The organism is Labrenzia sp. THAF191a, assembly GCF_009363335.1.
Taxonomy (GTDB): Bacteria; Pseudomonadota; Alphaproteobacteria; order Rhizobiales; family Stappiaceae; genus Roseibium; species Roseibium algicola.
The window spans coordinates 3853869-3871928 of the sequence record NZ_CP045333.1 but is presented as its reverse complement, the minus strand read 5'-3'; the positions used below and the strand labels follow the sequence as shown (position 1 = coordinate 3871928).

Here is an 18060-nt window from a genome sequence, read left to right as displayed (position 1 = left end):
CTGAATGCTCGGACGGCGCGGCTGATCGTCTGTATAAGTTGCAACAACGGCCACTAATGGCACTCCCTGAATATTTGTGCGGACAATATGTTGCGAACGCCTTCGGGGCAAGCCGCCAATCCATTGACAAACTGTTGAAATGCCGCAATCAGCTGGTTTTGCTGTAAACCGGTCGGATGGGGCTTTCCGTTCGACCGCAGGACATGGACCGCTAACGCCGGGAATCTTATGGAAGAACTAGTCAGAACAAACGATCCCGTCCTGATTTCCTTTCTGGAATCGATTCTTGAAGATGCCGGCATCAAACATTTTGTCGCAGACGGCAACATGAGCATTCTGGAAGGTTCGCTGGCCATGATCCCGCGCCGCATTCTTGTCGATTCAGACCAGATCCAGATGGCGCGCAAGCTGGTGCGAGACGCCGGTCTGGAACATGAACTGCGTCCGGAAAGCGGCCGGGCCTGACATGACTTCGCCGACGGACAGCACCGAATGCACATCTCAGGAAACGACCCATGACGCCTTTCTGGGCGGCAAGGTCTATGTGCATCAGCCCAAGCGTGGCCGGCACAGGGCGGGCCTCGACGCGGTCTATCTGGCGGCGGCCCTGCCCGATGGTACCCGGGGGCATGTCATCGACCTTGGCGCAGGTGTCGGCACCGCCGGGTTTTGCGCCGCGGCGCGCTTGCCGGATATTCGGGTAACGCTGGTCGATATAGACGAGACCGTGCTTGCCCTTGCCCGTCGCGGCCTTGAAGACCCCGCCAATGGCGCGTTTTCCGCCCGTGTTTCCCTTCTGGAGGCTGATATTACGGCCAAGGGAAGTGCGCGCCACGCAGCCGGTCTTACCCCCGCAATGGCGGACCATGCCATCATGAACCCGCCCTACTATGAGGCGGACCGTTTCCGGGCATCGCCCAACAGTGCTCGTGCCGGCGCGCATATGCTCGATGACCGGGGACTGGAGCCGTGGGCGAAAACAGCAACGGATATTGTCAAGGAAGGCGGCAGCCTGACCGTCATCTTTCGGGCCGACGGTCTGCAGGAACTGTTGAGCGTTCTCAAGGGCCGGTTCGGCGCAATCGAAGTCATTCCGCTTCGTCCAAGACCGGAAGCGGCAGCAACACGTGTTCTGCTGCGCGCCATTCGCGCCAGCAAGGCCCCCTTGCGGCTGATGCCGGGGTTCGTATTGCATGAGGGGGACGGATCCGAATTCACCCCTCAGTCAAAAGCCGTCATGCGTGATGGCGAAGGACTTGGCCTCAGCGCGCGCTGATTCCTGTCCCGCCTATCTCAGTGCACCACGATTTCTCCGTCCGCGTAGCGGAAATCAACCGGCGAGATCAGGGTCTGATGCGCAACGCGAACGGAGTGGATGCGACCTTCTATCTCCCGTTCCCAGAACACGAGAAACCTGGTCAGTTCGGGAAATTTCGGCGCCAGATCTTCCGTTTGCCACAGGAAACTCTGCAGCAACTTCGGATGATCAGGCAGACGGTAGAGGATTTCCGCCGTCATCAGTCCATAGCCGAGAAGGCGCTTTTCAAAGTCGGAGCTGGTTTTCATGCCAATCCTTTCTTCTGTGCAAAGAAAGATTGTCACGGAAATCTGGTTAACCAAACCCGACTTTTGGATATTTGCTGTTTAAAAACAGCAATTTAGCAGCACTCTACAGGCACTGCTAACAACAAGAGCCTTGGGCCGCAAGGAGCATCATTTCACTTGAATGGTGGTCAGATACCCCAGAAAGGCGTCGATGTCATCCGGTTCCAGCGCGAATTCCGGCATGTTGTCATGTGCCGTCACGATGCCTTCCGCCAATGGTTCTTCCAGGCTTTCCAGCGGATACCGGCTGGAAAGATCACGAAAGGCAGGCGCACCAGCCTGTGCACTCTGGTCGTCCCTGCCGACTGCATGGCAGGTAGCACAATGGATTTCCGCCAGCTCCCGGCCGGTCGCAACGCTCACCGGATCCGTCGGATAAGCTCCGTCAGAAGCCAGGGCAGACGATGTTGCAAACAGGATGACGGCGACACCAAAAAACGGCTTGCTGCGCGACACTCTACTTCCCTCCCTTGAATCAGTTTCGCTTTTATAGAAGGTTCGGAAACAGAAACCCATTAGGGGGAACACGGTGGCCACGGAAAATGTGCCTTCAACACCAATGTTCTCGACGCCTGTATCTCTATATAACCGGGATCAGCACCCGTTCACCGGAGGAAACATGAACCAGCTGCCGGCTTCCATTGACGACACTCTCGCCCTGATGGATCAGGCGGGCTACGTGGCCGACCGGTCGCTTGCCACCGTTCTGCATCTGGCCCTGAAGATGAAACGCCCCCTGTTTCTGGAAGGCGAAGCCGGTGTCGGCAAGACGGAAATTGCCAAGGTCCTGTCGTCGACACTCGGAAGAGACCTGATCCGCCTGCAATGCTACGAAGGCCTCGACGTCGCCTCCGCGGTCTATGAGTGGAACTACCCCGCTCAGATGGTCGAAATCCGCGTCGCGGAAGCAGCCGGTGACACTGACCACTCCGAGCTTTCCAAATCGATTTTCGACGAACGCTTCCTGATCAAGCGCCCCGTGCTGCAGGCGCTCGAACCTTCGCTGGCAGGCGCGCCGGTGTTTTTGATCGACGAACTCGACCGGGCGGATGAAGCGTTCGAGGCTTTCCTGCTGGAAGTTCTGGCGGATAACCAGGTGACCATTCCCGAACTCGGCACCGTGAAGGCGGCAGAGCCGCCCATCGTCATCATCACCACCAACCGCACGCGTGAAATTCACGATGCCCTGAAACGCCGCTGTCTCTACCACTGGGTCGACTACCCCGATGCCGAGCGTGAACTGGAGATTGTCCGCCGCAAGGTTCCCGGCGCCGCCCAGCGCCTTGCAAGCGAAGTGGTCGCCTTCGTGCAGAAGCTGCGCGCCGACGAGGATCTCTTCAAACAGCCGGGTGTCGCCGAAACGCTGGATTGGGCAACAGCTCTTTCCGAACTCAACGAAATGGCGCTCGATCCGGACATGGCATCCGACACGCTTGGCGTTCTGTTGAAATACCAGGACGACATCGAACGCGTCCGTGGCTCGAAAGTGCGCCAGATGATCGACGACATCCGCAAGGACGCTCCGCACCAGCAATCCATGCCGGCGGTTTGAACAGGTGACAAGAGTACAACGGGCCCATCGCACTCATCCGGGAGGCTGCAATGACAACCTCTCCTGAGTTGCGATCGCGGATCACGGACAACATCGTCTATTTCGCGCGCACGCTGCGCAAGGCGGGCGTTCCCGTCGGCCCCGCCTCCGTGGTGGATGCGGTCGCGGCCGTGGAAGTCTCAGGCATCGAAAACCGTGAGGACCTCTACTGGACACTGCATGCGGTCTTCGTGCGCAAACGCGAACAGAAGGTGCTGTTCGACGAGGCTTTCCGGATCTACTGGCAAAGCCGTGGATTGATCGAGAAGATGCTGGCGATCCTGTCGCCGGTCGCCCCGCCCAGAGGTGAGCCTGAAAAACCGAAAGCCGGCCAGACACGGGTCTCGCAGGCGTTTCAGGCAGCGCAGGAGCGGGTCGCCGAGGAAACCGTTCCCCAGATCGAGATCGATGCAAAGTTCACCGTCTCCGGCAAGGAATTGCTGCAGACCAAGGACTTCGCCCAGATGACGTCGGATGAAATTACCGAGGCCAAGCTGGCGCTAAGGGCTATGACAATGCCGTTGGACAAGATCAGGCTTCGTCGCCTCAAGCCGTCGTCCAGAGGAAAAGTCGATCCACGCCGTACCTTGCGCGCCTCCATGCGGGCCGGTGGCGACATAATTGATCTTAAATTCCGCAAACCGGCGGAAAAGCGGCCACCGCTTGTCGCCCTTTGCGATATCTCCGGAAGCATGAGCCAGTATTCCAGGCTTCTGCTGCATTTCCTGCATGGTCTGACCGTGGAACGGCGGGATGTACACACATTCCTGTTTGGCACCCGTTTGACGAACGTCACGAGACAATTGCGCATGAAGGATCCTGACGAGGCCCTGGAAGCTTGCTCGTCAGGTGTCGAGGACTGGTCGGGTGGCACCCGCATCGCCTCTGCGCTGCATGATTTCAACCGGCATTGGTCTCGCCGCGTCCTTTCGGGACAGCCGACCGTACTGCTGATCACCGACGGTTTGGAGCGCGATACGGACGAGGATCTTGAGCGGGAAATGGACCGGCTGCACCGCTCTTGCCGTCGTCTAATCTGGCTTAATCCCCTGCTGCGCTTCGAAGGTTTCGAAGCAAAGGCAAAGGGTATCCGCGCCATGCTGCCGAATGTGGACGAATTCAGGGCGGTTCATTCGCTCGACGCGGTTGCCGATCTTGTCGCTGCGTTGACAGGTTCAGGTGGTCGCGACAGCAGTGCCAATCCGAAGCGTTGGCTGAAACCGTAACGTTGGTAGCCCATTGCTCAGACGTGTCCAATTGACATTCAAAAGTCTGGATGAGGGCGCCTGACTGGCCTGGTTTCATGCAGGTTGGAAGCAGGTGATTTTCTGCCTCAAAATGACGGCACTAACAAAGAGACCCTGCCAGCTTCGTGTTGGGGCACTGGAAGTTGACAGGGTCATTTGAGAGGTCGTTTACAGGCCTCGGATCCACCATATATTCAATTTCATGAAACTAAATGCGACATGCTGCCTCTGCGGCAGGGTGTGCGCTGCCGCATGAACTTGGCCTCGAAACCGCGATTAAACTGCGCTACACTTTTGTGGTGTGAAACAACCGTTACTTCTTGAATTTGCTACCGCGTTATGACCAGGAACAATAATCAGGATCTCGACAAAACAGTCTACCATCAAGTGATTGGCTGTTCGCTTCTGCTCGTCATCCTGTTTGGTCTCGGACACAACGTCTATCTTTCTTCCGGCGATCCCTTTTCCGGCCCAAAACCGTCTACTCATCCAATCACAGCACTTGGTTTTCTCATTCTGGCCGGAGCTATCTTCTTTCGCCAGCAATGGGCGCGCTCGGTCTGGCTCAGGGGTACCTTGTGCTGCCTGATGATCCTGCTGTCGGGCCTTCGTATTGCCGAGGGCCTGTTTCCGGATCAGATCACGCTATTTGCCGACAGCTGGCTGTCCCATTCACTGGAATCGGTCAATATGTACGGCCGATTCTCGATTGAAACGGCTCTGTTCCTGTTTTGCTGCTTCAGTTTCGAGCTTTCCCAGGAACGGCATACGGTCGTCAGGCTGCTTCTGGTGTCTGTCTGCCTGGCCGTATTGTCGTTCGGCTTTGCGGAAACAGTCTATGCGTTCTTTCTGTGGGGGAACGAACTGTCGATGATCACGCAATTCGGCATGTGGCTGGTGTCGGTAGACCTTTTGGTCCAGATGCGCAATCAGGCTCCTTTCCAGAGTGTGATGCAACCGGGCAGATCAAATTTCCACCGTCAGTTCACCGCGCTTGCTCTTTACCTGCTGCCCATGATCATCGGCACGGTCGTGCTTCATAAAATGCAGATTTCCCCCTCCGAGCAGGCCCCGTTCGAGCTGTTCTTCGCGGGAACAAGCTGCCTGCTGCTGGGTGTCGTCCTGATGCTGGGAACCTATCTGGACCGGAAGAAACCTCCCGAAAATGCCTGGTCGGAACCGTCGTCCGGACGCAGCCGCAAGCGGGACAGGTAAGACTGATCTCCTCGCCAGTTACCGGCTAGCCAACGAGTGCACTCGGCTGGTTCAGGGCAATGCCACCACAGGTGTGCGAACCGTTACCCTTTGAAACAGGTCCTCGATGTCGTGGTTGGCCATCCGGATGCAGCCATAAGAAACCGCGCGCCCGATGGAGCCAGGCCGATTGGTACCGTGAATGGCGTAGTTTCCGTTAGACAGCGTCATCGCGGCAACACCCATCGGGTTGTTGGGCGCACCACCGCGAATGACCGTTGGCAAATGCGGAAAGTCTCGACGGACTTCGTCCGACGGCGCCCAGTCGGGCTTCACATATTTAGCCGTTATGAATGCCTGTCCGGTCCAGGATTTTTGCCGTTTGCCGACTGCAACCTTGTAGCGGATCGCCCTGTTGGCGCCGAGCACCAGATAAAGCCGTTTTTCGGAATTCTTGATGACGATTGTTCCAGCGCGAAAGCGGGCATCGGAAAAGCCCACCACTTCGGCGGCATTGGCAGACTTCGGCGCGACACTGATTGCAACAAGCATCACCAAAGGTATGAAAACGCGGAACAAGGAGACCAGACGCATTACAAACTCCGTGCAGTTGCGCCGAGATTACCTTGCCCCTTCCCTTGAAAGAACCGGGACAGGCCTAATTTCTTACCAAAAGGTTAATCAGCACTCCGACGTGAAGAGACAATACGACCAGCCAACTGGTATCTGGGGGTGAGCGAATACCGGTCGAACAACTGCATCTTTGCCTGTGACAGGCGTCACCGCGTCTGACGGAGCCTCATGAGATAGTGCGTCCACGGCTCGGAGAGAGAGCCTGAGTTGAAAAACTTGCGGAACATGGCCGCACCAGTTGCATCGTTGATCTTGTTCAAGGACCTGTCGAATGACCCAAACATCTGCCACGACACGCGGCTTCAAACGCCCCTTTCGAAAAACCGTCGCAACCTTCGCCTGTCTTGTCGCACTTGCCGCGGCACCTTTGCCTTCATTCGCCGGATCCCTGACTGGCACCTACCTGCTGTCACCGGCTCAACTGGCCACCGGCTTTTCTGTCCGGGTCCTTGGACGCGGTCCTGTAACGGGTGAATTCAAGACCGTATCCGGCAAGATGACACTTGATCAAAACCGCCCGGAGAAGAGCCGTGTCGTCGTAAAGGTCGACCTGAGAAGTGTTCACACTAACAACGACAAGGTTACAGGTTTCCTGAAGAGTTCTGCCATGTTCGATGTCGCCAACCACCCGGTGGCCACATTCCAGAGCACCCGGGTTCATATTACCGGCCAGAACACGGCGGAAGTCGAAGGCGTCTTGAACCTTCGCGGAAAGCAGAAACGCACCAAGCTTTCGGTGAAGATTACCGACAGCAAGGCAAACGGTCAGGTCGGGTTCGAAGTGTCAGGCGGGTTTTTCCGCAGTCTCTATGGCATGGATGCCGGTTTGCCGATCTACGCCGACAAGGTCAATCTCGAGATCAGAGGCACCGGAAAACGTAGCTGACCTACACCATTTGCCTTTTATTCCTGAGAAGCACGCGTGCCTGCAAGGGCCGCGTGCTCTTGCATTATGGGGCAGATCTAGCGGGCTTCTGGCACACTATTGCGCCACTCATAGACAATGTAGTCCGGTAGATTGCTGTCGCCGTTGCCGTCGAAAGTTACATCTCCGAGCACCGTGTCGAAGGTTCCTTCCTGAAGAGCAGTCGCCACGCCTTGCAACGCCGTACCACCAGCGACCTCGACAGCCTGTGCCCAGGCCTGAATTGCGGCATAGGTCGTCAATGTGAAGCGATCCGCGGAACCTCCCGCTGCTTCCAGATCAGCAACCAGTTCCTGCGCTTCGGGGCGATTCCGGGGAATCTCCGGATAGGTCAGCAAGGTTCCATTCCCCGCCTCACCTGTTACGGACCAAAAATCCTCCGTCATCAGTGCATCACCGGCCACCAGCACCGCGCCCAACCGCTGACGGTCCATCTCCAGCTTTATCAGCCCCGCTTCCGGGTGATAACCGCCCAGGTAAACAACATCGACAGCCTGAAGCTTCAGTTGCGACACGAGGCTGCGGAAATCGTCACCGCCTGCGTCAAACCCCAGCGCCATGCTCTCGCTGGTTCCCAGCTCGTTCACGACCGCCTTGACCGCGTCGGCAAGACCTTTGCCGTAGGCTGTCTTGTCATGCAGAATTGCAATTCGTTTGTCGCCGAATTCATTCACCAGCAACCTGCCGGCCACGTCCGCCTGCCGGTCATCCCTCGGGGCGAGACGAAAAATGCCTTCGCCTTGCCGCTCATCGGTGAATTTCGGCAAGGTCGTTGCCGGTGACATCTGAACGATCCCTGCTCCGGCATAGACTTCAGAGGCTGCAATAGAGCTGCTGAAACAAAGATGGCCGGCAACAAAGACAACGTCTCTGCCGATCAACTGGTTGGCCACGGCCACAGCCTGGTCCGCATCACAGCCATCGTCGACGGTTTCCAGCACCAGTGTCTCGCCATTGACCCCGCCAGCCGCATTGAGGTCGGCAATTGCCTTTTCCGCGCCGATACGCATTTCTTCACCGAAAGCAGCAAACTGCCCCTTCATCGGCCCGGCAACAGCGATCCGGATGTCGGCGACAGCAGGTGTCGCAACGGCGCTGTAAGCCAGGAGGCCAGCACTGGCCAGAAACTGCTGAAAGGTCATTCGTCTCCCCAAGATCCGGTGATCCCCCCCTACCCCTAGCGCGGCCCGGTCCGCAGCTCAATCCGCACTTGTGGCTTAGGTGGCAAATGCGGAACACCTGCCCCATATGAATTCATGAGCTTTCCGGCCCAAGACTTCGGTTGGATGGGTTTACGAGACCTTCCGACGCGCATTCATAAGGTGTTGACCTTGAAATATCAGAAAAACCCGTCTGCCTCATGTCGGGCACAGCATGGTCTAGGCATCCTTTCCGTGGCCGCCTAAACTCCCGTCCGCGTCCGACAGACGAATGATTCCCGCTGAGCCGCCCAGGAGCCGACTTGATGTCCCCAACCTCTTCAGAATCCGAAGACCAGGACAGGCTTCCTCTGGAGACCGCCATTTTTAGGGAAGCCATGAGCCGGATTGCAGCTGCCGTCCACGTGGTGACCACTGACGGCCCCGGCGGCCGCATGGGTGCAACTGTTTCGGCTGCCTGTTCTGTCAGCGACGAGCCCGCCAGCATTTTGATCTGCCTGAACAGGAAAACGCGCATCCATGGCGCGGTTCTCGAGAACCGCTGCTTCTGCCTCAACACTCTCAGCGACGATCACGAGGAAATTTCCGACACCTTTGCCGGGCGAGACAAGCTGGACATGCCGCAACGGTTCGAGAAAGGCGACTGGACCAGTCTGGCCACAGGCTGCCCCGCCCTCGACAGCGCACGTCTCAGCGTCGATTGCGAAGTCTATTCAGTCACCGAAATGGGGACGCATTCGATCATCGTCGGCACCGTGACCGACCTTCGGATGACCGATCCCGGCAAATCCCTTCTCTATGTCCGCCGGGGCTACAAAAGCCTCGACACCTGACACGCAGCCGATCACACTCCTTATCGTCCACCTTTAATCGAGGACCGTCTGCCCATGGCCGGTTTACGCAACCTGATCACCGATGTCCCGGGCCTCAAGGTCGGCAATGCTTCCGATCTTGAACTGAAATCCGGGGCGACCGTGCTCGTACCGGACGAACCCGCGGTCACCTCGGTGGCCATTCACGGCGGTGCACCTGGCACCCGCGAAATCGCGCTCTTGGAGCCGGAGCAGACCGTCGAGAAGATCGACGCCATCGTGCTGGCTGGTGGGTCCGCCTTTGGTCTGGATGCCGGTGCAGGTGTCCAGGGACGCCTTGCCGAACTGGGTTACGGGTTCCAGGTCGGCCCGGTCCGCGTTCCGATCGTTCCCACCGCCATCCTGTTCGACCTCCTGAACGGCGGCGACAAGAGCTGGGGACAGGCTGCACCTTACCGGGATCTCGGCCGGTCTGCACTTGATGCAATCGGCCATGATTTTTCCCTCGGTTCCATCGGTGCCGGCACCGGGGCCACCACCGCAAATCTGAAAGGCGGCCTCGGGTCTGCCTCCCATGTACTGGAAAACGGCATCACGGTCGGCGCCATTGTCGCGGTGAACGCGCTTGGGCGGGCAACCGTGGGGGACAGCGCTCACTTCTGGGCGGCGCCCTTTGAAATCGGCGATGAGTTCGGTGGCCTGGGAATGGCGCATCCGCTACCGCCAGACAGCATCACGGTCCGCACCAAACTTGATGGCCTCAAGGCCGGTGCCAACACCACGATCGCGGCTGTTGCGACCGATGCCATCCTGACCAAGGGCGAAGCGAAACGCCTCGCGGTGATGGCTCATGACGGGCTGGCGCGAGCTCTCTGGCCGGCCCACACACCGCTTGATGGCGATCTCGTCTTCGCCCTCTCCACGGGCCAGCGCCGGATGGAAAACGGACTGGAAGACATGGTTCAACTCGGTGCGGCAGCCGCTTCGTGCCTGGCACGTGCCATCGCCCGCGGCGTCTATAATGCGTCCCCGGCAACTGACGATCCGGTCCCAACGTGGCGAGAGCGGTTCGGAAGCTAGTTACCAGATCCGACGTGTGCCGACCTGCGTAAGCTGGGCAGATTTTCCTGAAGGAGGTTCTGCCCACCATGACCCGCGTTCACCGTTTTCTGCTTCTCGCCATGTTCGTCACAGGTGTCTGCGCTTCTGTTCCGGCCGACGCCAAATCCTTGGTGCTGGAAGAATTCTTCCGCGGAAAAACGGTGGGCAAGGGCGTTTTTGAAAGCAGGATTGCCGGTGTCTACCGCCCATTCACCGTCACGCTGACAGGAACCTGGAACAGCAAGACCTTTACGCTCCGGCTTCGCGAGGATTTCGTCTACGAAGACGGCGAACGTGATACCAAGACCTGGTTCTTCCAGAAGGTTGCCGAAGACCGATACATCGGCCAGAGAGCCGACGTTCTGGGTCCGGCAAACGTTCGTACGGATGAAAACGGAGACCTTCGTTTCTCCTACGTCGCGCGCCTGGAGACTGAGAACGGGCCATTGCTGCTTCGTTTTGACGACACGCTGACACAGGTCGACAGAAACACGGTCAGGAACACCGCCAAGGTCCTGAAGGCCGGGATTACAGTGGGTACGGTTTCGTTGACATTTAAAAGATAGAGCTTCCAGGGCTCAGGGACGACTTGGCGCTTGATCGGGAGTGATTTCAAGCCTTTACTCTGCGGATGAAATTGTCCGTGGGGGCTTCATGATACCGATCCGGCACTTCCTGCCACATCTTCTGAACTTGATGTTTTCAATGGCTCTTGTGGTAGCGGGCCTTGCAAGCCAGTCCACCTTGGCAAGCGCCATGGGCACGGGCCTTGCCGAAACGCTTGAAAACAAACTGCTTGAACCTTTCGACGGCGACTTCGACGCCTTGCTCAAGCGTGGCTACATTCGGGTCCTGATCCCGTTTTCAAAGACCGGATATTTCATCGACAAGGGTGTTCAGCGCGGCAGCTCGGTTGATCTCATGACCGAGTTCGACAAATACCTGGACAAGATACACGAGAAGAAGGCGAAGGATGCAAAGCTCGTACTTGTTCCGACCCCGAGAGACCACTTGTTTTCTGATCTTGCCGCGGGCAAGGGCGACATCGCGATCGGCAATCTGACCATTACCCGCGAACGGGAAGATCTGGTCGCCTTTTCGTCCCCTTTGCTGAAGGATGTGCACGAAGTACCGGTGACCGCCACAGGGGTTGCCGACCTTCCCTCACCTGAAGCCCTGTCAGGTCAGACCGTTCATGTCCGGGCTTCGTCTTCCTATTATCAGAGCCTCAAGGCACTTAACGACACGCTCGGCCAAAATGGTGCCAAGCCGGTCGACATTGTGACCGCTGACGAGCACATGGAAGACGAGGATCTTCTGGAAATGGTGTCAGCCGGCGCCATTTCCATGGTGATCGTGGACCAGCACAAAGCCGAACTCTGGCTGGAAGTTCTGGACGGCCTGAAGATGCATCCCTCGGCAGCCGTGCGCACGGATGGGGAGATTGCCATAGCCGTTCGCAACAATGCGCCGGAACTTCTGAAGGAAGTCGATGCCTTCGCCGCCACCGTGACAAAAGGCACCCTGCTCGGCAACATCATCCTGAAGCGATATCTGAAAGAGGCCGACTACCTCCGGGACATGCGCAGCGCGGACTACAAGAACGATCTCGCCAGTCTCCAAACCATTTTTCAGAAATACGGCGACGAGTATGAAATCGACTGGCTGTTGATCGCCGCGCAAAGCTTTCAGGAATCGCGTTTCGACCAGAAAGCGCACAGCCGCGCGGGCGCCGTTGGACTGATGCAGATCAAGCCGGCTACGGCCAGGGGCGACCCGATCAACATCAGCGGAATTGATGCAGATCCGGACAAGAACGTTCAGGCAGGCGTCAAATATCTTCGTTACCTTGCCAACCAGTATTTTGCCGGTCTTCAGACACGGGATGCCAACCAGACCTTCTTTGCGCTTGCAGCCTACAACGCCGGCCCCAGCCGGTTTGCCAAACTGCGCGAAAAAGCAAAGCAACAGGGTTTTGACCCGGACAAGTGGTTTGACAACGTCGAGTGGATCGTGGCTTCCGAAATCGGCCGGGAACCTGTCGATTACGTCGGCAACATCTACCAGTATTACGTCGTGTTCTTCAACGAACAGCAGCGTCGGCAAACAGAAGCCGCCGAGAAAGCGGCAGCCGGAAATTAGGATCTCTCGCGGGCAACATGAGGACGTTCAACGAAAGCTGTTTGAACGTCCACCATGACTGATGCAAACGCTTCAGGCAGCCTTGCGACCAAGGGCAGCGGCCCGCGCCAGCATCTTCCGCTTTGCCTCGTCGCTCGATCCGCGGATCGGCGAGAACATATGGTAGCCCTTTGGCTTCAGGCCGCAGAAATCAAGGATCTGCTTCTCGGTCTGCTTTTTGGCACCGGCACCATAAATCCAGGTAAAGTACCATCCCGGCGTGTCGGAAGTCACCAGAACCTGCGCGGTGCGGCCCTTGAGCAGTTTCTCAGGCAGAGGTTTGCCTTTCACGTATTGAAAGGACATGCCCGGCAGCAGGATCCGGTCGAACAACCCCTTCAACCTGCCCGGCAGACCGCCCCACCACAAAGGGTGTGTCAGCACGAAATGTTCACACCACAGGATATCCTGCCACAGTGCTTCGAGGTCAGGCTCCAGAGGCTTCGCATCCTTGAAGGATGACACTCCGAAATCCGCATCGAAGTTCAGGTCGGCCAGATGCCTGACCCGCACTTCGTTTCCACCCTTTTGTGCATGATTTGCATATTCCGCCGCGAGGGCGCCGCAAAACGTGTCCTTGGCCGGGTGTCCTTCCAATACCAGTATTCTTGTCATGTCCAACCTTGTGAGCTTGCAGGCGTCGAACGCCAAAATTGACCGTGGTCATTTTTTGACATTCCGCATCACATCCGTCAAGATATTTTTTGACCACGGTCACTTTAACGGAAAATCATGACACGCAAACCACAACAGCGGAGCATTGCCACAAGGGCACGGGTACTGGCTGCCGCACGCGATCTCAGTCAAAAACACGGATTGGACCTGGTCACCGCGGAAGCGGTTGCGCAGGAGGCAGGTGTCGCAAAGGGGACCGTGTTCTCGCATTTCGGCGATATGGACGGCCTTTTGTCCTACGTGCTGCTGGACCGGCTGAATGCCCTGCGTGCAGCAACGTCCGACGAAGCAGCAGAACCCGACCAATTGTCCGACCCTGTCGGACTGCTGACCCGGCGCATGATGGCGCTGATCGACGTCATCACCGACAGCCCGACAATCCTGCGGCTGTTCCTGGACAATATCGGCGTGACCAAACCCAATTGCGCTGCTGAATTTGTCGAAACACTGGACGCCCTCGATGCGGAACTGGAGAAGTTCCTGACGTTCTGGCAACAGGAGGCCAGCCTGAAGCCGGACCTGAGACAGGATCGGTCACCCAAGGAAATGGTCGATGGCCTGATTGCCTTCATGATCCATGGAGCCATCCTGGTCAAAAGCCATCAACTGACTGACAGGGCGGAACTGGAACATCGGCTCCGCCGCCATGTCGAGGCTTTCCTGATCAGACAAAGAGAGTGATCAAAGCCGGCTCGAAGTGTGTGACCGCATCCTGCTTGGCAGGGTGAGCTCAACCCTGCTGATCTTCCGGCATTTCCCCTGGCCAGAACACGACGTGGTTCTCGTAATCTTCCAGAGCCATGCCGTCTTCGGGGATCGTCCGTCCGCGAACGGAAATGCCCGCCAGATGAACCGTTTCGGGATCTCCCGACACCAAAGGATGCCACCAGTAGAGGTCCTTGCCTTCCCGCACCAGCCGATAGGCACAGGTTGGCGGCAGCCAGGTCAGTGTCCTCACTTCACCCGGTGTGAGCTGAATGCAGTCCGGCACGATGGTTGCCCTGCTGTGGTAATCCTTGCAGCGGCAGCTGGTGCCATCAAGCAGCGTGCAGGCAACATCCGTCCAGACGATTTCGCCGGTGTCCCAGTCCTCGAGCTTGTTGAGACAGCAGCGTGCGCAGCCGTCGCAAAGCGATTCCCACTGGGCCTGCGTCATGTCTTCCAGTGTGCGGGTTTTCCAGAACGGAAGCTCGCGTGAGGTATCGTCCACAATCATGAAGTCTTGTGTGCCTTTCTTGGGCCGGAACAATCGGCGCCTATCATGCTACAGGCTGCCGGGCAACCCGGGCGAAAAAACGGGCCGTTTTTCCTCAATGAAATTGCAAGAAACTTAGGTAAACTGTTCCAATGAAAGGGGCACGCTGGCAACCAGTTTGCACGACCCCGAAAAACGGCTAGCTTGGGCCGGTCCTTTTTGATCCGGAGACCTTGTTCGCGTGACGGACAAACCGCAATCAGATGATGTCGAAACCGGCAATATGCCGGAGCAGAAGCCGCCGAAAAAGCGCAATCGTATTCGCCGCTTTTTCCTGGCGATCGATGCCCTTATCGACACGGCCCTGTGGAAGAGCGGAACAGCTATCCGCCGGATATTCGAAGGCTATGACGCCTTCTTGCGGCGGTTCCGGGCCAAGGGAATCTGGCGCGTTCTTGCCGAGCTTTCGTCCGACGGTCTGACTTACGGTCTTGCCGGTTTCATCGTGGTGCTGGCCTTCGCCCAGCCTGCCTTCGAGGCAACGCGCTATGCCGACTGGAAGACCACGGACGATTTCGCGGTGACCTTCCTGGATCGCTTCGGCAAGGAAATCGGCCGGCGCGGTATCGTTCTCAACGACAGCGTACCGCTTGAGGAAATTCCCGACTCCCTGATAAAGGCGACGCTCGCGACTGAAGATCGCCGTTTCTTCAGCCACTTCGGAATTGATTTTGTCGGCACCTTCCGTGCCATGGTCGAGAACGCACGCGCAGGCGGTGTTGTCCAGGGCGGTTCGACGCTCACCCAGCAGCTGGCCAAAAACCTCTTCCTGACCAACGAGCGCAGCCTCAGCCGCAAGATCAAGGAAGCCTATCTGGCGCTGTGGCTGGAAGCGAACCTTTCCAAGCAGGAAATCCTGAAGCTCTATCTCGACCGCGCCTACATGGGCGGCGGCGTCTTCGGGGTAACGGCAGCTTCCGAATTCTATTTCAACAAGAATGTGCGTGAGCTGACACTTGCCGAAAGTGCTATGCTGGCGGGTCTCTACAAGGCACCGACCAAATACGCCCCGCACATCAACCTGCCTGCAGCCCGTGCGCGTGCCAACGAAGTCCTGTCCAACATGGTACAGGCCAGTTTCCTGACCGAAGGCCAGGTGATCGGTGCACGCCGTAACCCGGCACTGGCTGTCGACAGGTCTCAGGAACAGTTGCCGGAATACTTCCTCGACTGGGCACTTGAAGAGGTCAAGAAACTTGCACGCCGGTATCCTGCACTCGCCCGCGACCGCATCGTGACCGTACGCACCACACTGGACCCGGCGCTGCAGCGCCAGGCGGATCTGGCAGTGGAAACCGTGCTTCGGGAAAACGGAAATTTGCGTGACGCTCGTGAAGCGGCGATGGTTTCGATGATCCCGGACGGGGCCGTCGTTGCCATGGTCGGCGGCAGTTCCTATGGCGAAAGCCAGTTCAATCGCGCCGTCAACGCGCTGCGCCAGCCGGGGTCCTCGTTCAAGCCATTCGTCTACATGACGGCTTTCATGAACGGCTATACCTCGGACAGCGTGGTCTCCGACCGTCCGGTCTGGATCGGTAACTGGTCGCCCAAGAACTATTCCAGAAGCTACCGGGGCGCTGTCACGCTGAAAACCGCGCTCACCAAATCCATCAACACCATACCGGTGATCCTGTCCCTGGATTTCGGCCGGCAAAAAATTATCGATACGGCGTATCGCATGGGCCTGACCCACGAACTGGAAAACTCCGTATCGCTGCCTATCGGCTCATCCGAAGTCTCCGTCATCGACATGGCTTCGGCCTATTCCGTTTTCGCCAATGGCGGAACCAAGGCAGCGGCCTATGCGGTTCTGGAGATCAAGAACAGCGCCGGCAAGGTTCTCTACCGGCGTGAACGCGATGACCCGCCTGCAGTTCGCGTCCTGCCGGAGGAGAAAGTTCAGGAAATGAACGAGATCCTGGTCAATGTGGTTGAGGCTGGCACGGCCCGCCGGGCGCAGATCGACGGCGTCGTCGCTGCCGGAAAGACCGGAACCACCAACGCCTACCGCGACGCGTGGTTTGTCGGCTACACCGGCAACTTTGCCACGGCCGTCTGGTTCGGCAACGACGATTTTACCTCCACGCGGCGTGTCACCGGCGGCAGCCTTCCCGCCATGGCCTGGCAGAAATACAACGCCTTTGCCCACAATGGTATCGAGCTTGCCCGGATGCCCGGTGTCGATCCGGAAAGCTTGCCGCGTTTGGCCCGAACCGCACCGGCAAGGCTGGCTACTGACACCAGCGACACTGCGCAGCCACGGGTCCTGAAACGGCGCACCCAGGATCTTCTCCTGCAGATCGGCCAGGACCTGCGCCTGCTGCTTGAACAAAAGAGCGCCGATGCCGCCCCCGCTCAAGGGGCTGCCAACACCGATGTCGCGGCGGTGCAATGAGCGATACAGGATTCCGGCCCGCACATGGCGAGGCAGACTGGTATGACGAAAGGCTTCCCCGTGCCATCCGCTCGCATCGGGGAAATCCTTTTCGCACGCTCGCCACGGTGACGCTTGTCGTCGTTCTGGCCTCCTTGCTCGGCATAAGCTCCGCCTATCTGATCATCGAGAGGGAACAGCCGCTCAATGCGGTCACCATCGGTCCGTGGCACGCCTATCCGAAAGCCGGCACCTCCGAAGCCGATCCCTATTCCGTGGCGATCTACACAAGAGGCGCCGTCATTCCCCTGGCATCGGGCGAAGGGCTTGCTCTGGTCGCGCGCGAAGACAGCAACGGCCACCAGCTTGATCCGACATGTGAATACCGTATCGCAGGCCAGACCCCGTCTGCACGGCTCTGGACCATGACCGCGGTCGATGGCCACGGCCGCCTGGTCAAGACGATGTCTGGCCGGGTGAACCTTGCAAGTGACGCCTTGCTGCGAAACGCGGACGGCACATTCGAGATCGTCGCCGCCACCCGCCCCCACTCCGGCAACTGGTTGCCCCTGGCGAGCGATGCAAGGGCCGCCGACGGTCTGCGCTTCGTGCTCAGGGTCTATGACGCTCCGGTCACCACCGGTGCAGCCCTTGATGGCGTCAGCATGCCCACCATCGACAGGTTGGGCTGCCCATGACCCTTTCTTCACGTTTTTCCCTGTCGGTTGGCCTGCTGGCCACGCTGTGTCTTGCTGCCATCATCCACATCCTGGTGGTGCTGAGCATCCCCCAGAACGTTCTGCACAGTGCCTATGACAACATCGGTAACCACGGACCGGACCGGCAGTTCAATCTGCTGCCGGATGTCCACCCCGGAGAAGAAGCCCTGCCCGATCTCGATCCGGCCATGAAGCACGCTGCCTGCCGGTTTCAGCTCGCTGACGGGCCGGTTCTCTTCGACGCCAGCATTCCGGTGCCCTTCTGGTCCATAGGACTGTTCAACGCGGCTGGAGAGGCCGTCTACAGTCTCAACAACCGCACCGCGGGTGCCGAGCGCCTCTCAATGCTGGTGCTGACCACGGAACAGCTGTCGATCCTGCGGGAGAACCCACCGGAAAACCTGGAAGATCTCATCGTCATCGAAACGGAAGAACCACTAAGCGGTTTTGCGTTGTTGCGGGCCTATGTGCCCCACCCGACCCGGGCGGACAGCATCGACCGAGCTCTCAGGGCCGCAAGCTGCGGTTCCATTCGCTAAGATACCCTGCAATCGTGAAAAACGGTCAGGCCGGGACGCTGTCACGCCC

Annotated in this window: 20 protein-coding genes; 14 read left to right on the top strand and 6 right to left on the bottom strand. The window is 58.3% G+C overall.

Going from position 1 to position 18060, the window contains the following annotated elements; translation table 11 throughout:
- The first annotated feature begins 228 nt into the window (after window positions 1-228).
- Both FIV05_RS17825 and FIV05_RS17820 read left to right on the top strand, forming a co-directional pair.
- A complete protein-coding gene (locus tag FIV05_RS17825) occupies window positions 229-465 on the top strand; it encodes a DUF2007 domain-containing protein (protein ID WP_055654874.1) in 237 nt (78 codons plus the stop codon).
- 1 nt (window position 466) lies between these two features.
- Entirely contained in the window at window positions 467-1276 is an 810-nt protein-coding gene (locus tag FIV05_RS17820) for a methyltransferase (RefSeq protein WP_152510489.1), read from the top strand.
- A gap of 17 nt (window positions 1277-1293) precedes the next feature.
- On the opposite strand, the gene FIV05_RS17815 is transcribed toward FIV05_RS17820, so the two are convergent.
- Both FIV05_RS17815 and FIV05_RS17810 read right to left on the bottom strand, forming a co-directional pair.
- The gene (locus FIV05_RS17815) at window positions 1294-1566 is read right to left on the bottom strand and encodes a Usg family protein (RefSeq protein WP_031269297.1); all 273 of its coding nucleotides are present in this window, start codon (window positions 1564-1566) and stop codon (window positions 1294-1296) included.
- A 147-nt stretch (window positions 1567-1713) separates the two neighbouring features.
- The gene (locus FIV05_RS17810; protein WP_152506295.1) at window positions 1714-2061 is read right to left on the bottom strand and encodes a cytochrome c; all 348 of its coding nucleotides are present in this window, start codon (window positions 2059-2061) and stop codon (window positions 1714-1716) included.
- Window positions 2062-2224: 163 nt separating this feature from the next.
- On the opposite strand from FIV05_RS17810, the gene FIV05_RS17805 reads away from it, so the two are divergent.
- The 3 genes from FIV05_RS17805 to FIV05_RS17795 all read left to right on the top strand — a co-directional run bounded on the left by FIV05_RS17805 (window position 2225) and on the right by FIV05_RS17795 (window position 5658).
- Window positions 2225-3157, top strand: a complete 933-nt coding sequence (locus FIV05_RS17805; protein WP_023001036.1) for a MoxR family ATPase — start codon at window positions 2225-2227, stop codon at window positions 3155-3157.
- A 50-nt stretch (window positions 3158-3207) separates the two neighbouring features.
- Window positions 3208-4422, top strand: coding sequence for a VWA domain-containing protein (locus FIV05_RS17800; protein ID WP_152510488.1), 1215 nt, complete (start codon window positions 3208-3210; stop codon window positions 4420-4422).
- Between the two features lie 360 nt (window positions 4423-4782).
- Complete coding sequence (locus FIV05_RS17795) at window positions 4783-5658, top strand: hypothetical protein (protein ID WP_152510487.1); 876 nt, start codon at window positions 4783-4785, stop codon at window positions 5656-5658.
- A gap of 51 nt (window positions 5659-5709) precedes the next feature.
- On the opposite strand, the gene FIV05_RS17790 is transcribed toward FIV05_RS17795, so the two are convergent.
- Complete coding sequence (locus FIV05_RS17790; RefSeq protein ID WP_209010077.1) at window positions 5710-6189, bottom strand: L,D-transpeptidase; 480 nt, start codon at window positions 6187-6189, stop codon at window positions 5710-5712.
- 352 nt (window positions 6190-6541) lie between these two features.
- Between FIV05_RS17790 and FIV05_RS17785 the strand changes: the two genes are divergently transcribed.
- Complete coding sequence (locus FIV05_RS17785; RefSeq protein ID WP_152506291.1) at window positions 6542-7156, top strand: YceI family protein; 615 nt, start codon at window positions 6542-6544, stop codon at window positions 7154-7156.
- Between the two features lie 77 nt (window positions 7157-7233).
- Here the strand turns inward: FIV05_RS17785 and FIV05_RS17780 are convergent, their stop codons facing one another.
- Window positions 7234-8337 carry a branched-chain amino acid ABC transporter substrate-binding protein gene (locus tag FIV05_RS17780; protein WP_152510486.1) on the bottom strand — a complete coding sequence of 368 codons (1104 nt, stop codon included), beginning with the start codon at window positions 8335-8337 and terminating at the stop codon, window positions 7234-7236.
- A gap of 323 nt (window positions 8338-8660) precedes the next feature.
- On the opposite strand from FIV05_RS17780, the gene FIV05_RS17775 reads away from it, so the two are divergent.
- From FIV05_RS17775 to FIV05_RS17760, 4 genes are all read left to right on the top strand, one after another.
- Window positions 8661-9188: a flavin reductase gene (locus FIV05_RS17775; protein ID WP_023001030.1), complete on the top strand. Its 528-nt coding sequence runs from the start codon at window positions 8661-8663 to the stop codon at window positions 9186-9188.
- A gap of 48 nt (window positions 9189-9236) precedes the next feature.
- Complete coding sequence (locus FIV05_RS17770; protein WP_189640135.1) at window positions 9237-10247, top strand: P1 family peptidase; 1011 nt, start codon at window positions 9237-9239, stop codon at window positions 10245-10247.
- A gap of 68 nt (window positions 10248-10315) precedes the next feature.
- On the top strand, window positions 10316-10834 hold the full coding sequence (locus tag FIV05_RS17765; RefSeq protein WP_152510485.1) for a DUF3833 family protein: 519 nt from the start codon (window positions 10316-10318) through the stop codon (window positions 10832-10834).
- Window positions 10835-10922: 88 nt separating this feature from the next.
- On the top strand, window positions 10923-12410 hold the full coding sequence (locus FIV05_RS17760) for a transporter substrate-binding domain-containing protein (RefSeq protein ID WP_152510484.1): 1488 nt from the start codon (window positions 10923-10925) through the stop codon (window positions 12408-12410).
- Between the two features lie 72 nt (window positions 12411-12482).
- Here FIV05_RS17760 and FIV05_RS17755 read toward each other — a convergent pair whose 3' ends face one another.
- Window positions 12483-13064 (bottom strand): NAD(P)H-dependent oxidoreductase, encoded by a 582-nt coding sequence (locus FIV05_RS17755; protein WP_152510483.1) that lies wholly within the window; start codon window positions 13062-13064, stop codon window positions 12483-12485.
- A 117-nt stretch (window positions 13065-13181) separates the two neighbouring features.
- Between FIV05_RS17755 and FIV05_RS17750 the strand changes: the two genes are divergently transcribed.
- Window positions 13182-13805: a TetR/AcrR family transcriptional regulator gene (locus FIV05_RS17750; RefSeq protein ID WP_152510482.1), complete on the top strand. Its 624-nt coding sequence runs from the start codon at window positions 13182-13184 to the stop codon at window positions 13803-13805.
- Window positions 13806-13854: 49 nt separating this feature from the next.
- Here FIV05_RS17750 and FIV05_RS17745 read toward each other — a convergent pair whose 3' ends face one another.
- A complete protein-coding gene (locus FIV05_RS17745; protein WP_152510481.1) occupies window positions 13855-14340 on the bottom strand; it encodes a YcgN family cysteine cluster protein in 486 nt (161 codons plus the stop codon).
- A 262-nt stretch (window positions 14341-14602) separates the two neighbouring features.
- Between FIV05_RS17745 and FIV05_RS17740 the strand changes: the two genes are divergently transcribed.
- From FIV05_RS17740 to FIV05_RS17730, 3 genes are read left to right on the top strand one after another with little or no spacing between them, the layout of a single operon-like run.
- Entirely contained in the window at window positions 14603-16774 is a 2172-nt protein-coding gene (locus tag FIV05_RS17740) for a PBP1A family penicillin-binding protein (RefSeq protein ID WP_209010076.1), read from the top strand.
- On the top strand, window positions 16771-17451 hold the full coding sequence (locus FIV05_RS17735; RefSeq protein ID WP_152510479.1) for a DUF1214 domain-containing protein: 681 nt from the start codon (window positions 16771-16773) through the stop codon (window positions 17449-17451). Before FIV05_RS17740 ends, FIV05_RS17735 begins: the two co-directional genes overlap by 4 nt.
- On the top strand, window positions 17448-18011 hold the full coding sequence (locus FIV05_RS17730) for an N- anchored protein (protein ID WP_023001021.1): 564 nt from the start codon (window positions 17448-17450) through the stop codon (window positions 18009-18011). The genes FIV05_RS17735 and FIV05_RS17730 overlap by 4 nt, the downstream gene beginning before the upstream one ends.
- The last annotated feature ends 49 nt before the right edge of the window (window positions 18012-18060 follow it).

What these genes read in the sequence shown, in the direction of transcription:
- FIV05_RS17745 (WP_152510481.1), bottom strand. Translation starts at nt 14,340, where the DNA reads ATGATTGTGGACGATACCTCACGCGAGCTTCCGTTCTGGAAAACCCGC.
- FIV05_RS17775 (WP_023001030.1), top strand. Translation starts at nt 8,661, where the DNA reads ATGTCCCCAACCTCTTCAGAATCCGAAGACCAGGACAGGCTTCCTCTG.
- FIV05_RS17790 (WP_209010077.1), bottom strand. Translation starts at nt 6,189, where the DNA reads ATGCTTGTTGCAATCAGTGTCGCGCCGAAGTCTGCCAATGCCGCCGAA.
- FIV05_RS17785 (WP_152506291.1), top strand. Translation starts at nt 6,542, where the DNA reads ATGACCCAAACATCTGCCACGACACGCGGCTTCAAACGCCCCTTTCGA.
- FIV05_RS17805 (WP_023001036.1), top strand. Translation starts at nt 2,225, where the DNA reads ATGAACCAGCTGCCGGCTTCCATTGACGACACTCTCGCCCTGATGGAT.
- FIV05_RS17825 (WP_055654874.1), top strand. Translation starts at nt 229, where the DNA reads ATGGAAGAACTAGTCAGAACAAACGATCCCGTCCTGATTTCCTTTCTG.
- FIV05_RS17730 (WP_023001021.1), top strand. Translation starts at nt 17,448, where the DNA reads ATGACCCTTTCTTCACGTTTTTCCCTGTCGGTTGGCCTGCTGGCCACG.
- FIV05_RS17765 (WP_152510485.1), top strand. Translation starts at nt 10,316, where the DNA reads ATGACCCGCGTTCACCGTTTTCTGCTTCTCGCCATGTTCGTCACAGGT.
- FIV05_RS17760 (WP_152510484.1), top strand. Translation starts at nt 10,923, where the DNA reads ATGATACCGATCCGGCACTTCCTGCCACATCTTCTGAACTTGATGTTT.
- FIV05_RS17750 (WP_152510482.1), top strand. Translation starts at nt 13,182, where the DNA reads ATGACACGCAAACCACAACAGCGGAGCATTGCCACAAGGGCACGGGTA.
- FIV05_RS17735 (WP_152510479.1), top strand. Translation starts at nt 16,771, where the DNA reads ATGAGCGATACAGGATTCCGGCCCGCACATGGCGAGGCAGACTGGTAT.
- FIV05_RS17740 (WP_209010076.1), top strand. Translation starts at nt 14,603, where the DNA reads ATGCCGGAGCAGAAGCCGCCGAAAAAGCGCAATCGTATTCGCCGCTTT.
- FIV05_RS17795 (WP_152510487.1), top strand. Translation starts at nt 4,783, where the DNA reads ATGACCAGGAACAATAATCAGGATCTCGACAAAACAGTCTACCATCAA.
- FIV05_RS17755 (WP_152510483.1), bottom strand. Translation starts at nt 13,064, where the DNA reads ATGACAAGAATACTGGTATTGGAAGGACACCCGGCCAAGGACACGTTT.
- FIV05_RS17820 (WP_152510489.1), top strand. Translation starts at nt 467, where the DNA reads ATGACTTCGCCGACGGACAGCACCGAATGCACATCTCAGGAAACGACC.
- FIV05_RS17815 (WP_031269297.1), bottom strand. Translation starts at nt 1,566, where the DNA reads ATGAAAACCAGCTCCGACTTTGAAAAGCGCCTTCTCGGCTATGGACTG.
- FIV05_RS17780 (WP_152510486.1), bottom strand. Translation starts at nt 8,337, where the DNA reads ATGACCTTTCAGCAGTTTCTGGCCAGTGCTGGCCTCCTGGCTTACAGC.
- FIV05_RS17800 (WP_152510488.1), top strand. Translation starts at nt 3,208, where the DNA reads ATGACAACCTCTCCTGAGTTGCGATCGCGGATCACGGACAACATCGTC.